We start from the raw sequence: 12535 nt of genomic DNA on the forward strand, positions 1-12535 counted from the left end.
GCCAATTCCACCTATGGTCCGCGCCGTCGCACGGCCTGCCGCAGCGCGGCGCCATGCGGGCGAAATCCGGGTATCATTGTTTACGGGACCGATGCAAATGCTGGGACATCTCCTCCGCCGGACCCTGCCGCCGACGCTCGCGATGCTCGGCATCGCGGCGTGCGCAGTCAGCAGCGCGGCCGTGGCGCAGCCGACCGCGTGGCCGCTGAAGACGGTGCGGATCGTGGTGCCGTTCGCCGCCGGCTCGACACCGGATCTGGTCGGCCGGGTGCTCGCCGACCAGCTTCATACGCAGCACCCTGGCTCCACCTTCGTGATCGAAAACAAGCCCGGCGCCTCGGGCAATATCGGCACCGATGCGGTGGCCAAGGCGGCCCCGGATGGTGCCACGCTCGGCATCTCAATCCCCGGCCCGCTCGCCATCAACACGCTGCTGTTTCCGAAGCTGCCCTACGATCCCGAGCGCGACCTCGCACCGGTGACGCTGCTGACACGGATGCCCAGCGTGCTCGCCGTGCCGGCGACCGCAGGCATCGGCAGCGTCGCTGAGTTTCTCGCCAAGGTGAAAAGCGACAAAGGCGGCTTCGCCTACGCGTCGATCGGCGCCGGCTCGCTGTCGCAGCTGTGCATGGAAGCGATCGCGCAGAAGGCCGGCGCCGCGATGGTGCACATCCCCTATGCCGGCTCACCGAACGCGATGACTGCGCTGATGCGCGGCGACGTCCAGGCCGCGTGCCTGCCGGCGATCTCGGTCGCGCCGCAGCAGGCGGCGGGAACGGTGAAGATCCTGGCGGTGACCACGCCGGAGCGCTCGCCGTTCCTGCCCGACGTGCCGACGCTGAAGGAGAGCGGCATCGATGTGCAGTCGGACGCCTGGAACGCGCTGATCGCGCCGGCCGGCACCTCACCCGAACTGATCGCGGCGATCCACGGCGCGGTCGAAGTGGCGCTCGCCGATCCGGCCGTCGTCACGAAGCTGAAAACGCAGATGATGTTGCCCGAGGCCTCGACGCCCGAGGCGCTGCGCCAGAAGATCGCCGACGAGAAGCGCGCCTGGGCGGACGTAATCCGCGCGGCAGGCATCAAGGTGCAATAAGATCCGGCGGCGGCTAAGCACCGCCGCCGTCTCGCTGCCTAAGGGGTTACTTGTAGTAGCCGACCGCGCAGGTCTGGTCGCCGATCTTGGTGACGAAGCTGACCTTCTGCACCGGATCGGTCTGGCCCGGGCGCGGCCACATATAGGCGACTTCCTTGACCTCGCCTTCCTTGGCGGTGGCGTAGATTTCTTCGCCCAGCGGCTTGCCGGTCTTGTCCTTGAGTTCCTTGAGGCTCTTGCCGGTCAGGGTCGGATGCGCGGTGAACAGGCCGTCCGGCCCGCCGCAGAACGGATACAGGTCGCGATCCTTGAAACCGCCCTCGCCCTTGGCAAATTCGGCGAGCGCCTTGGCCTTATCGGCCTTCACCGCAGCAGCGGCCTTGGTGAGCATCGCCTTGGCTTCGTCGGCCGTGCCGAACTCGCCGGCGAACGCGGCCGAGGCAGCAAACACGCTGGCGCCAGCGACGAGACATAATACTGATTTGAGTTTCATGGGCATCTCCTCCTTTGAAAGCTCCCTTTGTGGAGCATGAGGAGAAGATATCCGCGGTCAGTTGCGGCGGTCAGCGCGACTTAGGGCGAACCATAAGGCGATACCAAGCGCCGCATTCCGTCAGCGGAAGCAAGCAATCCATCAGTGCGAGGAGATCCAGGCGCGGGCTTCGCGCTGGGCAACCGCAATCTCGTCGGCAGACATCAGTTCGGCCAGCTCGCGGCGATACGCGATCGCGTCGGCCCGGCCCTTCAGCGCGGCGAGGTTGAACCACTTATGCGCGGCGATCAGGTCGACCGGCGCGCCGCGTCCCGAGGCGAACAGCAGGCCGAGGTCGAACAGCGCATCGGGGTTCTCCCCGGCTTCGATCGGCATCGCGGTTTCGATATTCAGATGTCCCTGCAGCATCTTTGATCTCCATCTTTCGCCGCCGAACCGAGGGCGGCTCCTGTCCTCTGTTTGTCGTCCCCACCGCCGTAACCCGGCGTGTTATGGGGCAATCATGGCCGATCAAATTTGAAGAGCAGTTTAAGCGTTGCGCTGAACGATTTCTGAACGCGCCGCGGCACTCCTCGCGAGGCATTTTGAGAAATGCCTGTGCCCCAACGGTTTTTCGAATTCGGTGAGAGACGGTTTACCCTCCGGTTTGGCGAACCGATAACCATCGCCGCAACCGCCTGGGGAAACGACATGTCCGGCCGCTGGCGCAAACGGCTGCCGCGGGCTGATCGAACTCGGTGGATGTGGAGGGATGGAACTGGATAAGCCGGACCCTGCCGGCGAGGGGCGATGGGCCCCACAAACAACGAGGGCGTCGGCGAACACGTCAGGTTCAGATCTCACACGCGGCTCGCCGCCCATGAAACTGCGGACCTTGCGTCCGCACCGTTCGAAGAAAAACCGTTTCTTCTACCGGGCTCTTCGGCGGCTGGTGATCCCTGCCGCTATCGGATCCGGTCGTCTGACCTGATGTCTCGCCGACACCCTCTCGTCGACTAGGACCTCGCTCGTGTCGCGGTGCGAAGAGCCTGTCCAGTGACGCGGCCGGCAGTGATGCTGCCGGCACCCGCTCGAAAGCGAGCTTACTTCTTCTTGGCGGCCTTCTTGGCGACCTTCTTGGTGGTCTTCTTCGCGGTCTTCTTCACCGCGCTCTTCGCGGTCTTCGCCTTCTTCGGCGCCGCTTTCTTGGTCGCCGCCTTCTTCGCTGCTTTCTTGGCCATGTTGCCCTCCGATAAGTGAGATGGCTTGATTGCTGCTGCGTGCACTCGGGAATCGAGATGCACTAATTCCCGAATACACCAACGCTTTGAAAAAAACAGTGTCCCGCTTAAGGAAGAGTTGATGGGAGTTGTCCCTCGCGCACAGGCGGTCTTAGCGAACGAGGCGTCGGAAGATCAATCGCGCGAACCGAGTTATGCGCGAAAAACCTGCATCGGCACTTGTCAAGATCGCAGGAAACGCCTGTGCCGCAGCGATTTCATCAACTCACAAATCGAGCTAACTAACTACTTTGCAAAACCCGACCGAGCACCGAGTCGGTCACGCAAGGCCGTCCGCGGACTCTGAGTCGCAATCTTTGGCAATGAAAAAATTTTCAGGCGCGATGCCGCACCGGAGCGTCCAAACGCTCCGGCACAGGGGTTTTCTGCACGAGGAGATGCGGCTGATTCGCGAGCGCCACCGCCGTCGCGGGCGCACGAAACGTCGTCGCGGCGGTTCGCGCGCGACGCCGAAGGTCGTTCGTCAGAGGCCGAGCTTGCGCTTCAGCAGGTCGTTGACCGCCTGCGGATTGGCCTTGCCGCCGGAAGATTTCATCACCTGGCCGACGAACCAGCCGAGCATCGCCGGCTTGGCGACGACTTGTGCCACCTTATCTGGATTGGCGGCGACGATATCGTCGACCACCTTCTCGATCGCCGACAGATCGGTGACTTGCTTCATGCCGCGCTGTTCCACCAGCGTGCGCGGATCACCGCCTTCGGTCCAGACGATCTCGAACAGCTCCTTGGCAATCTTGCCCGAGATGGTGCCCTCGCCGATCAGCTCGACGATCGCAGCGAGCTGTGCCGCCGACACCGGCGAGGCATCGATCGACTGGCCGTCCTTGTTGAGGCGGCCAAACAGCTCGTTGATCACCCAGTTGGCGGCGAGCTTGCCGTCGCGGCCCTGATCCTTCAACTGCGCCAGCACCGCCTCGTAGAACTCGGCGCTCTCGCGCTCGCTGACCAGCACGCCTGCGTCTTCGACCGAGAGGCCGAAGTCGCGGACGAACCGCTCCTTCTTGGCGTCCGGCAATTCCGGCAGGCCGGCCTTCAGATCGTCGACATAGGCCTGGGTGAATTCCAGCGGCAGCAGATCAGGATCGGGGAAGTAGCGATAGTCGTGTGCCTCTTCCTTCGACCGCATCGACCGGGTCTCGCCCTTGTTGGCGTCGAACAGCCGGGTCTCCTGGTCGATCGTTCCGCCGTCTTCCAGAATGCCGATCTGGCGGCGCGCTTCGTATTCGATCGCCTGACCGATGAAGCGGATCGAGTTAACGTTCTTGATCTCGCAGCGGGTGCCGTAAGGCTCGCCGGGACGGCGCACCGAGACGTTGACGTCGGCACGCAGGCTGCCCTTCTCCATGTCGCCGTCGCAGGTGCCGAGATAGCGCAGGATCGTGCGCAGCTTCGACACGTAAGCCTTGGCCTGCTCGGACGAGCGGATGTCCGGCTTGGAGACGATCTCCATCAGCGCGACGCCGGAGCGGTTGAGATCGACAAACGTCGATGTCGGATGCTGGTCGTGCAGCAGCTTGCCGGCGTCCTGTTCGAGATGCAGCCGCTCGATGCCGACGGTGATGCTGTCGCCGTCCGGCAGGTCGACCACCACCTCACCCTCACCGACGATCGGCGATTTGTATTGGCTGATCTGGTAGCCCTGCGGCAGGTCCGGATAGAAATAGTTCTTCCGGTCGAACACCGATCGCAGATGGATCCTGGCGTTCAGCCCGAGCCCGGAGCGGATCGCCTGGCGCACGCACTCCTCGTTGATCACCGGCAGCATGCCGGGCATCGCGGCGTCGACCAGCGACACGTGGGTGTTCTGATCGCCGCCGAACGCGGTGGCCGCGCCGGAGAACAGCTTGGCGTTGGAAGAGACCTGGGCGTGGATCTCCAGCCCGATCACGACTTCCCAATCGCCGGTGGCGCCCTTGATGAGCTTCGAAGGTTTGACAGGTGCGTTCATAAGCCGGTTTCTACTCCGCTCCGGGCGCGGAGAAAACCCCTGCAACCGGCGCAAGGCCCGCGCCAGCGCAGCCGAAGGCCCGGCCGGCGAGGGTCTTTACAGGCTGGCGGCGAAGGCGCGGAAGACCGGGCTCTGCCGCAGCACGTCGCGCCCGGCGGAGATCAGCTCGTCGACCTGCTGCGGCGGCAGCACGAAACGCGTGGCGATCCGCTCCAGCGCCGCAGCCCGCTGTGTCTCGAGTTGATCGAACGCCAGCCGGCCGACGAAGAACCGCAGGTCGCGGCAGTCCCAGCCGGGGCCGGCGCCGTAGCGCGCGCGGTCCGCGGCCGACAGGCTGCAGCGCCAGCGCACCAGTTTGTCGCGCCAATCCGAAATCGTGCGGTCGAACGCCGTGTAGCTGGCACCGACGCTGGCATCCATCGTGGTGTCGACCGCGGCCTTGATCAGCTCGACGCCGCTCGGACCTTCGACGGTGTCGACCCAGTTACCCGAGATGCCGGTCTTGGCGTCGACCACCAGCATCATCAGCCGCCGCAGCTTGACCGCCTGCTGCGGGGTCAGCGGACCGTACGGCGTCTCAGAGGACTCCCGCGCGATCGTCAGCGCGGAGACGCCATAATTGTCGACCAACCCACCGTCGAGCAGCTTGATGAAGGGTACCGCGCCCTCGCGATAGCGCAGCACCGCCTTGGCGTAGGAGCTCAGCATCGGCGACGAGTTACCCTCGGTCGCGGCACGCCGGACCCAGCGCGGCAGCGGCGTGTTGCAGGCGCCCGGGAACGCCTGGACCACCGCCGGAGCAAATGCGAGCGGCACCGCCGCCGAGGCCGCGACCGCGTTCGACAGCGGATAGGCGTCGAGGTCGCTGCAAATGGCAGAGAACGACGTGCTGTTGAACACGAACGGCACGCGATTATAGATGTCGGAGGCGTTGATCCACACTGTCGGCCGGTCGCCGCCGCGCAGCTGCGCGAAGGTCGCGCCCTCGAACAGATGCGCGTCGAGCCAACGGGTGAAGCCGACGGAGTCGTTGATGCCGCCCGTGAACGCCTTGCCGATGGTGTTGAGCGACAGCGTGGTCTGGAGCTCCTCCTCCGCATTGCGCAGCAGGAAACGCTCGCGGAAGTCGCTGAGCGCGGTGCGCCCCTTCAGTCCGAAATAGGCGGCAGTCACCGATCCGCCGGAAACTCCTGAGACGAAGCCGACACGGTCGAGCATCGCCGAACGCGCACCATGCAGCGGCAGGCGCTCCATCTCCGACAACACGCCGAACGAGAATGCCGCCGCCCGGGTGCCGCCGCCCGAGAACGAAAGGCCGATGATGGCGTCTTCGCTGCGCGTACCGACATCGGACGCAACCTTGTCGGAGACCACTCCTTCGAGCGGCACGTTGACCGGCGTGTTGTAAACCGAGGCGCAACCGGCGAGCACGAGGCAGGCGGCGGCTGCGGACAGGAGACGATCTCTCCACGGCTTCATCGAGAGGACACCGGTTGAAGGGGCGGCAATGTTGCTGCCGCGGACCATCGGCTGCAAAGGTTCAGGTCCACTTAACGCTGCGGAACCGGGGGAAGCTGGCAGTCGGCTTGTGGCATAAGCAAGGCGGCGCGCTGTGCGATCAATTCGCGGCGGGCGACGACGGCGCATCGAAGCCGATGTTGAAGAACGCGCCCTGACCGCGAATGCTGCGCGCTTCAAAGCTGACGTTGCGGGCATTCTCCTTCAGCGTCTGCAGGATCAGCGCACCAAGCTTGCGCGGCGATGGCCAGCTCTGCCCCTCGGGAAGGCCGACGCCATCGTCCGACACGATGATCCTGACGCGGCCCTGGTCTGTCTCGCAGATCACCTTGATCCGTCCGCCGTCGCGACCGACGAAGGCGTACTTCAGCGCGTTGGTCAGCATCTCGTTGACCAGCAGCCCGGCCGGCATCGCGATGTTCACCGACAGCGGGCAATAGCCCGCATTGACCTCGCAATTGACGTCCGAGCTGGCGTTTGCGCGGATCACCGCATTGGCGATGTCCGAAAGATACTGGCCGAGGTCGATCTGCCCGCCATCGGCATGCGGGCTTTCGTCCGACAACACCCGGTAGAGCGCGGTCAGCGCTTCGATCCGGCTGGCGAGCCGCGCCAGCGCCACGGTCTCGCCTTCCGCAGCCGACCGCGCTTCGAGGCGGACCAGCGCGGTGATCAATTGCAGATTGTTCTTCACCCGATGCTGCAGCTCGCGCATCAGGGTATCGCGTTCACGGATCTGGACTTCGAACCGCTCGATCTGCGCGCGCTCGCGGCTGCCGACGTCGACCAGCGCAGCGATCCGGTAGCTCTCGACACCGTCGTCGCTCTCGATCACCGCCGCATAGGCCTGGACGATCAGCAGCCGATCGGACGGCGCCACCTTCCGGAACACGCCGAGGAAATCTTCGCCGTCGCGGATCGCGGCACCGAGCAGGCGGCCGCTGTCATCCTGGTCGGCGAAACCATCGAGGGACGACCAGCCCTGACCACAGGCATCCGGCTTTGACAGCGAGGTCAGCGCCTCGAACGCCTGGTTGATATAGACCACCTGCTGGTCCGCGCCGCAGCCGCGCGACACGGCGATCGCCACCGGGACATTGTCCAGCAGATGCTTGTAGCGGTCGCTCTCGATCGCCGCGGCCAGCTTTGGCGATCCGAGGATCTGATCGACACCTTGCGGTGGACCTTGGACGTCGTCAGCGCTCATGCAACACCCTGCCCGGGCCAAGAATGGCCAACGGCGCCAGCAAACGCAACGTCAAACCCGTGCGGACGATCGGACTCAGGCCCACCACTTGGCCGGCGTGAACCGGCCGGCGGACTGCTCGATCACCTCGCCGAGCGAGAACAAGGTGTCCTCGTCGAACGGCCGGCCGATCAGCTGCAGCCCGAGCGGCAGACCTTGCGAGTCGCTTCCCGCCGGAACGGCAATGCCAGGCAGGCCGGCCATGTTCACCGTCACGGTAAAGATGTCGTTCAGATACATCTCGACCGGATCGGCGCCGCCCTTCTCGCCAATGCCGAATGCAGCCGACGGCGTCGCCGGGGTCAGGATCGCCGAGACGCCCTGATCGAAGCACTGCTCGAAGTCGCGCTTGATCAGCGTGCGCACCTTCTGGGCGCGCAGATAGTAAGCGTCGTAATAGCCGGCCGACAGCACATAGGTGCCGATCATGATGCGGCGTTTGACCTCGGCACCGAAGCCGGCAGCGCGGGTGTTCTCGTACATCTCGATGATGTTGCGGCCATTGACGCGCGCGCCGTAGCGGACGCCGTCATAGCGCGCGAGGTTCGACGAGGCCTCCGCCGGCGCCACGATATAATAGGCCGGCAGCGCGTATTTGGTGTGCGGCAGCAACACTTCGACCAGCTCGGCGCCCGCGGCCTTCAGCCACTCGGCGCCCTGGCTCCAAAGTTTCTCGATCTCGGCCGGCATGCCGTCGAGCCGATACTCCTTCGGGATGCCGATCTTCATGCCCTTCACCGAGCCGCCGACCGCGGCCTCGTAATTGGGCACTGGCCGATCGACCGAAGTGGTGTCCTTCGGATCATGGCCGGCCATCGAGCGCAGCAGGATCGCGCTGTCGCGCACCGTGCGCGCGATCGGGCCGGCCTGGTCCAGCGAAGACGCGAACGCGACGATACCCCAGCGCGAGCAGCGGCCATAGGTCGGCTTGATGCCGACCGTGCCGGTGAACGCGGCCGGCTGCCGGATCGAGCCGCCGGTGTCGGTCGCCGTGGCGCCGAGGCACAGGCCCGCCGCAACGGCGGCCGCCGAGCCGCCGGACGAGCCGCCCGGCACCAGCTTGGCATCGGAGCCGGCACGGCGCCATGGATTGATCACGGGGCCGAAGCACGAGGTCTCGTTCGACGAGCCCATCGCGAACTCGTCGTTGTTGAGCTTGCCGAGCAGCACCGCGCCGTCACGCCACAGCTGTGTCGTCACCGTCGACTCGTAGGTCGGCTTGAAGTCGCCGAGGATCTTGGAACACGCGGTGGTGCGTTCGCCCTTGGTGGCGAACAGGTCCTTGATGCCGAGCGGGAGGCCCGCCAGCGGCCCGCCCTCGCCCTTGGCGATCTGCGCGTCCGCGGCCTTCGCCATTTGCCGCGCCTGGTCAGGCGTCTCCAGCACATAGGCATTGAGCACGCGCGCGGCTTCGATCGCCGCGAGGTGGGCATCGGTCAGCTCGACCGCGGTGAAGGACTTGTTTGCGAGGCCATCGCGGGCCTCGGCCAGCGTCAGCGAAGTCAGGTCGGTCATGGTTCAGGGCACGCCTGGATAAAAGCCGGCGACAGGCCGGTCACGGGCGCCGCGGATCGTGCGGCTCTGTTGCTGCGCTGGCTAGCACAGCGCCTCCGGGAAATGAAGCGATTGCACCGATTTGCCCGCCAGTTACAGTCGGACCATTGACGGCAAATTATTGTAGTTACATAATTCAATGGCGATCACGTTTGATCCGGCAAAGCGGGATTGGACCCGGCGGCATCGCGGTCTCGATTTCGCCGCGGACGCTGCAACGGCTTTTGCCGGGCGTATCGTGACGAAGCTCGACGACCGATTTGACTATGGCGAGAGCCGTTACATCACGGCCGGATATGTCGGTTCGCGCATGGTCGTGATTGTCTGGACGCCTCGCAACGGCGGTCGTCATGTGATTTCGATGAGGTACTGTCATGCCAAGGAAGAAGTCCGCTGGGCCACGCTCTTTCGGCGAAGCTTTGACTGACGATCCAGACGATGCCCCGGAACTGCTCGACGAGTTTTTCCGGACCGGTGAGGTCCGCGTCGACGGCAAGATCGTCCGCCGCGGACGTCCACCGCTCGGGACACAACCGAAAAGCTCGGTGACGCTGCGGCTGGATGCCGATGTCCTGGATGCCTATCGCGCTTTGGGCCGCGGCTGGCAGTCGCAGATCAACGCCGACCTGCGCCGGGTGCGGAAGCTGAAGAAGGCCTGAGGCCTACTTATTGACCGGGCTGCAGAAGAACGGCGACAGCGTCTTGTCGTTTTCGGGCGCGTCGCGGCGGGCCTTGTCGGCGGCCTGCAACTGGTCGAGCACCGCATCCATCGCCTTATCGGCGTCGACGACCTTGCCCTGCCGGCCCATCGCGTCGAGGTAGTCTAGATAGGCCTGGTAGGCCTTCTCGTCGTCGCACAGCAGGCACATCGGCGCGTCCTTTATTCGACCACCTTCGGCACCAGGAAGAAGTGATCCTCAGTCGACGGTGCATTCGCCACCACCTGATCGGCGATTTCGCCGTCGTTGACCACGTCGGCGCGCTTCTTCATCTGCATCGGCGTCACCGAGGTCATCGGCTCGACGCCATCGACGTCGACCTCGGAGAGCTGCTCGACAAAGGCCAGCATCGCATTGAGCTCGCCCTGCAGATGCGGCACCTCGTCGTCGGTCACGGCGATCCGCGCCAGATGCGCGATGCGGCGGACAGTGGCGGCGTCAACCGACATAATATAGGGCCTTTCTGCGAGATATCGACCTGCGCCGTATAGCAGAGCCGGGTTTCGCGTCGCAACCTCGGTGCGCCGACCGCCCTGCCTCAGCCGGCGAGCTGGCTGAGCCGCGCCAGCGCCGCACCGGCCAGCGCCCGGGTGAGTTCGGTCGCCGGCATGTCGCGACCGAGCCGGACCGCCTGTCCCGCCCACAGATTGGTGAAGTCGGTTTGCCCCTGCTTCTCCGCCGCCGCCTTCAGCGGGCCGAGGGCAGAGGCCGCGTGCGGGAACGCCGGCGCGTCCGGCGACACCGGCCCGACCTCGCGCATCAGGCGATTTGCGACGCCGCGAGCCGGCCGCCCGGTCATCACATTGGTGATCACGGTCGCTTCGTCGGTGCCCTGCGCGAGCTGGGCCCGCACCAGCGCGCTGGTCCGAGATTCCGGGCAGCGCAGATACGCGGTGCCGATCTGCACGCCGGCCGCGCCGAGCGCGAACGCCGCCGCGATGCCGCGACCGTCGGCGATACCGCCCGCCGCGATCACCGGCACCCGCACCGCATCGACCACCTGCGGCAGCAGCGCGAACAATCCCGGCTGCTGCGCAATGTCGTCGGTCATGAACATGCCGCGATGGCCGCCGGCCTCAGCGCCCTGCACGATGACCGCGTCGACGCCGTGCTCTTCCAGCCAGATCGCCTCGCGCACGATCGTCGCCGATGCGATCACCTTGGCACCGGTCGCCTTGACGCGGTCGAGTAGTGCAGCCTCAGGCAGACCGAAATGGAAGCTGACGACTTCGGGCTTCAGCTCCTCGACCAGCGCACACATCGCCGCATCGAACGGCGCCCGGCTCGCCGCCGGCGCCGGCATCGCCGGATCGAGCCCGAGCTCGTTGAAGTACGGCGTCAATCGCTTGCGCCAGACTTGCTCGCGCGCCGCATCCGGCGTCACCGCCTGATGGCAGAAGAAGTTCAGATTGATCGGCGCCGAAATCTGTTGCCGAAAAATCCCGACCTGCTCGCGCGCTTTATCCGGCGACAGCATCGCGCACGGCAGCGAGGCCAGCGCACCGCTGCGGGCCGCGGCGATAGCGAGTTCCGCATCCATCGCGCCTGCCATCGGGGCAAGCAGAATCGGACATTCGATAGCGAACAGGTCGAGGAGACGGCGATCCGGCCACATGATCAGGCTTTCGCGATTGCAGGGGGAAGCGGCGCAGCCTCGTTGCCCGCCGAAGCCCTTTTACACGCCGCCTCACGGCTCCGCTATGGCGCCCCGCCCTCCTCACGAAGAACCAATGGATGTTTTGGCAAGTCGACCGCGCGTGCTATGCGGGCATCATGCCTGCCCTGATCCTTCCTCTGATCGAAGCCGCCGCGCATTGGCCGGCCCGCGGTGGCCTGCTCGGCCTCGACCTCGGCACCAAGACGATCGGCGTCGCCGCGTCCGATCCGGACCGCAAGCTCGCCACCGGCGTCGAGACCATCGCCCGCAAGGCGTTCACCGCCGATGCCGCCCGGCTGCTGGCGCTGGCGGGCGAACGCACCGCCTGCGGCTTCGTGCTCGGCCTGCCGCTCAACATGGACGGCAGCGAAGGCCCGCGCGCCCAGTCGACCCGCGCCTTCGCGCGCAATCTCTCCCGGCTCACCGAACTGCCGATCGGGCTGTGGGACGAGCGGCTGTCGACCGCCGCGGTCGAGCGCGAGCTGATCGCCAACGATGTCAGCCGGGCGAAACGGGCCAAGGTCATTGACGAGCACGCGGCGATCTTCATCCTGCAGGGCGCGCTCGACCGGCTCGCGGCGCTACGCCGGGCCGAGTGACCGGCAACAGGATCGATGCGATGAATTGCGTGTGCGGCTCGGGAAAGACTTACGATGACTGCTGCGGCCCCCTGCTCGCCCGCACCCGGCCTGCGGCCTCGCCGGAAGCGCTGATGCGATCGCGCTACGCGGCCTACGCACTGAAGGATTTCGACTACATCGTCGAGACCACCGATCCGGAACGGCGCGATCTGTTCGATCACGACGTCAACCGCGCCTGGATGGAGGAGTCCGACTTCCTCGAATTGCGGGTGCTCGGCAGCAGCGAGAAAGGCAGCCGCGGCACCGTCGAGTTCGTCGCCCGCTTCCGCCGCGGCGGCGGCCCCGAGCAAAGCCATCACGAACGCTCGCAATTCCGTAAAGCCCGAGGCCGCTGGTACTTCTCGGAAGGCGAAGCGGTCGGCTGATCACTTGCGCTCCCGTCA

General features: G+C 65.7%; 15 protein-coding genes. 5 read left to right on the top strand and 10 right to left on the bottom strand.

Going from position 1 to position 12535, the window contains the following annotated elements; all coding sequences use genetic code 11:
• The first annotated feature begins 97 nt into the window (after positions 1–97).
• Positions 98–1096, top strand: a complete 999-nt coding sequence (locus LRC39_RS15915; protein ID WP_346294926.1) for a Bug family tripartite tricarboxylate transporter substrate binding protein — start codon at positions 98–100, stop codon at positions 1094–1096.
• Between the two features lie 46 nt (positions 1097–1142).
• Here the strand turns inward: LRC39_RS15915 and LRC39_RS15920 are convergent, their stop codons facing one another.
• From LRC39_RS15920 to gatA, 7 genes are all read right to left on the bottom strand, one after another.
• Positions 1143–1589 (bottom strand): cache domain-containing protein, encoded by a 447-nt coding sequence (locus LRC39_RS15920; protein ID WP_346294927.1) that lies wholly within the window; start codon positions 1587–1589, stop codon positions 1143–1145.
• A 141-nt stretch (positions 1590–1730) separates the two neighbouring features.
• A complete protein-coding gene (locus LRC39_RS15925; protein ID WP_107344964.1) occupies positions 1731–1997 on the bottom strand; it encodes a sel1 repeat family protein in 267 nt (88 codons plus the stop codon).
• Between the two features lie 674 nt (positions 1998–2671).
• Positions 2672–2809: a hypothetical protein gene (locus tag LRC39_RS15930; protein ID WP_012496544.1), complete on the bottom strand. Its 138-nt coding sequence runs from the start codon at positions 2807–2809 to the stop codon at positions 2672–2674.
• A gap of 523 nt (positions 2810–3332) precedes the next feature.
• A complete protein-coding gene (gene gatB, locus LRC39_RS15935) occupies positions 3333–4817 on the bottom strand; it encodes an Asp-tRNA(Asn)/Glu-tRNA(Gln) amidotransferase subunit GatB (RefSeq protein ID WP_107356037.1) in 1485 nt (494 codons plus the stop codon).
• 96 nt (positions 4818–4913) lie between these two features.
• Complete coding sequence (locus LRC39_RS15940) at positions 4914–6296, bottom strand: patatin-like phospholipase family protein (RefSeq protein ID WP_346294928.1); 1383 nt, start codon at positions 6294–6296, stop codon at positions 4914–4916.
• Positions 6297–6435: 139 nt separating this feature from the next.
• Positions 6436–7542 (bottom strand): sensor histidine kinase, encoded by a 1107-nt coding sequence (locus LRC39_RS15945; protein ID WP_346294929.1) that lies wholly within the window; start codon positions 7540–7542, stop codon positions 6436–6438.
• A 75-nt stretch (positions 7543–7617) separates the two neighbouring features.
• Entirely contained in the window at positions 7618–9096 is a 1479-nt protein-coding gene (gene gatA / locus LRC39_RS15950) for an Asp-tRNA(Asn)/Glu-tRNA(Gln) amidotransferase subunit GatA (RefSeq protein ID WP_346294930.1), read from the bottom strand.
• 178 nt (positions 9097–9274) lie between these two features.
• On the opposite strand from gatA, the gene LRC39_RS15955 reads away from it, so the two are divergent.
• Both LRC39_RS15955 and LRC39_RS15960 read left to right on the top strand, forming a co-directional pair.
• Complete coding sequence (locus tag LRC39_RS15955; protein ID WP_346294931.1) at positions 9275–9562, top strand: BrnT family toxin; 288 nt, start codon at positions 9275–9277, stop codon at positions 9560–9562.
• Entirely contained in the window at positions 9555–9794 is a 240-nt protein-coding gene (locus LRC39_RS15960) for a BrnA antitoxin family protein (protein WP_430624899.1), read from the top strand. Before LRC39_RS15955 ends, LRC39_RS15960 begins: the two co-directional genes overlap by 8 nt.
• A 3-nt stretch (positions 9795–9797) precedes the next feature.
• Here the strand turns inward: LRC39_RS15960 and LRC39_RS15965 are convergent, their stop codons facing one another.
• From LRC39_RS15965 to LRC39_RS15975, 3 genes are all read right to left on the bottom strand, one after another.
• The gene (locus tag LRC39_RS15965; RefSeq protein WP_107344971.1) at positions 9798–10004 is read right to left on the bottom strand and encodes a hypothetical protein; all 207 of its coding nucleotides are present in this window, start codon (positions 10002–10004) and stop codon (positions 9798–9800) included.
• A gap of 11 nt (positions 10005–10015) precedes the next feature.
• Positions 10016–10303, bottom strand: coding sequence for an Asp-tRNA(Asn)/Glu-tRNA(Gln) amidotransferase subunit GatC (gene gatC, locus LRC39_RS15970; RefSeq protein WP_107344972.1), 288 nt, complete (start codon positions 10301–10303; stop codon positions 10016–10018).
• Between the two features lie 89 nt (positions 10304–10392).
• Positions 10393–11469: an NAD(P)H-dependent flavin oxidoreductase gene (locus LRC39_RS15975; protein WP_346294933.1), complete on the bottom strand. Its 1077-nt coding sequence runs from the start codon at positions 11467–11469 to the stop codon at positions 10393–10395.
• A 158-nt stretch (positions 11470–11627) separates the two neighbouring features.
• Here LRC39_RS15975 and ruvX point away from each other — a divergent pair, with 158 nt between their 5' ends.
• Positions 11628–12110, top strand: coding sequence for a Holliday junction resolvase RuvX (gene ruvX, locus LRC39_RS15980; protein WP_346297515.1), 483 nt, complete (start codon positions 11628–11630; stop codon positions 12108–12110).
• A gap of 20 nt (positions 12111–12130) precedes the next feature.
• The gene (locus LRC39_RS15985; protein WP_107344974.1) at positions 12131–12517 is read left to right on the top strand and encodes a YchJ family protein; all 387 of its coding nucleotides are present in this window, start codon (positions 12131–12133) and stop codon (positions 12515–12517) included.
• Positions 12518–12535 lie beyond the last annotated feature (18 nt).

The organism is Rhodopseudomonas sp. P1, assembly GCF_039642825.1.
Taxonomy (GTDB): domain Bacteria; phylum Pseudomonadota; class Alphaproteobacteria; order Rhizobiales; family Xanthobacteraceae; genus Rhodopseudomonas; species Rhodopseudomonas palustris_H.

Coding starts and splice junctions, on each gene's coding strand:
- LRC39_RS15915 (WP_346294926.1), top strand. CDS start 98: ATGCTGGGACATCTCCTCCGCCGGACCCTGCCGCCGACGCTCGCGATG.
- LRC39_RS15920 (WP_346294927.1), bottom strand. CDS start 1,589: ATGAAACTCAAATCAGTATTATGTCTCGTCGCTGGCGCCAGCGTGTTT.
- LRC39_RS15925 (WP_107344964.1), bottom strand. CDS start 1,997: ATGCTGCAGGGACATCTGAATATCGAAACCGCGATGCCGATCGAAGCC.
- LRC39_RS15930 (WP_012496544.1), bottom strand. CDS start 2,809: ATGGCCAAGAAAGCAGCGAAGAAGGCGGCGACCAAGAAAGCGGCGCCG.
- gatB (WP_107356037.1), bottom strand. CDS start 4,817: ATGAACGCACCTGTCAAACCTTCGAAGCTCATCAAGGGCGCCACCGGC.
- LRC39_RS15940 (WP_346294928.1), bottom strand. CDS start 6,296: ATGAAGCCGTGGAGAGATCGTCTCCTGTCCGCAGCCGCCGCCTGCCTC.
- LRC39_RS15945 (WP_346294929.1), bottom strand. CDS start 7,542: ATGAGCGCTGACGACGTCCAAGGTCCACCGCAAGGTGTCGATCAGATC.
- gatA (WP_346294930.1), bottom strand. CDS start 9,096: ATGACCGACCTGACTTCGCTGACGCTGGCCGAGGCCCGCGATGGCCTC.
- LRC39_RS15955 (WP_346294931.1), top strand. CDS start 9,275: ATGGCGATCACGTTTGATCCGGCAAAGCGGGATTGGACCCGGCGGCAT.
- LRC39_RS15965 (WP_107344971.1), bottom strand. CDS start 10,004: ATGTGCCTGCTGTGCGACGACGAGAAGGCCTACCAGGCCTATCTAGAC.
- gatC (WP_107344972.1), bottom strand. CDS start 10,303: ATGTCGGTTGACGCCGCCACTGTCCGCCGCATCGCGCATCTGGCGCGG.
- LRC39_RS15975 (WP_346294933.1), bottom strand. CDS start 11,469: ATGTGGCCGGATCGCCGTCTCCTCGACCTGTTCGCTATCGAATGTCCG.
- ruvX (WP_346297515.1), top strand. CDS start 11,628: ATGCCTGCCCTGATCCTTCCTCTGATCGAAGCCGCCGCGCATTGGCCG.
- LRC39_RS15985 (WP_107344974.1), top strand. CDS start 12,131: ATGAATTGCGTGTGCGGCTCGGGAAAGACTTACGATGACTGCTGCGGC.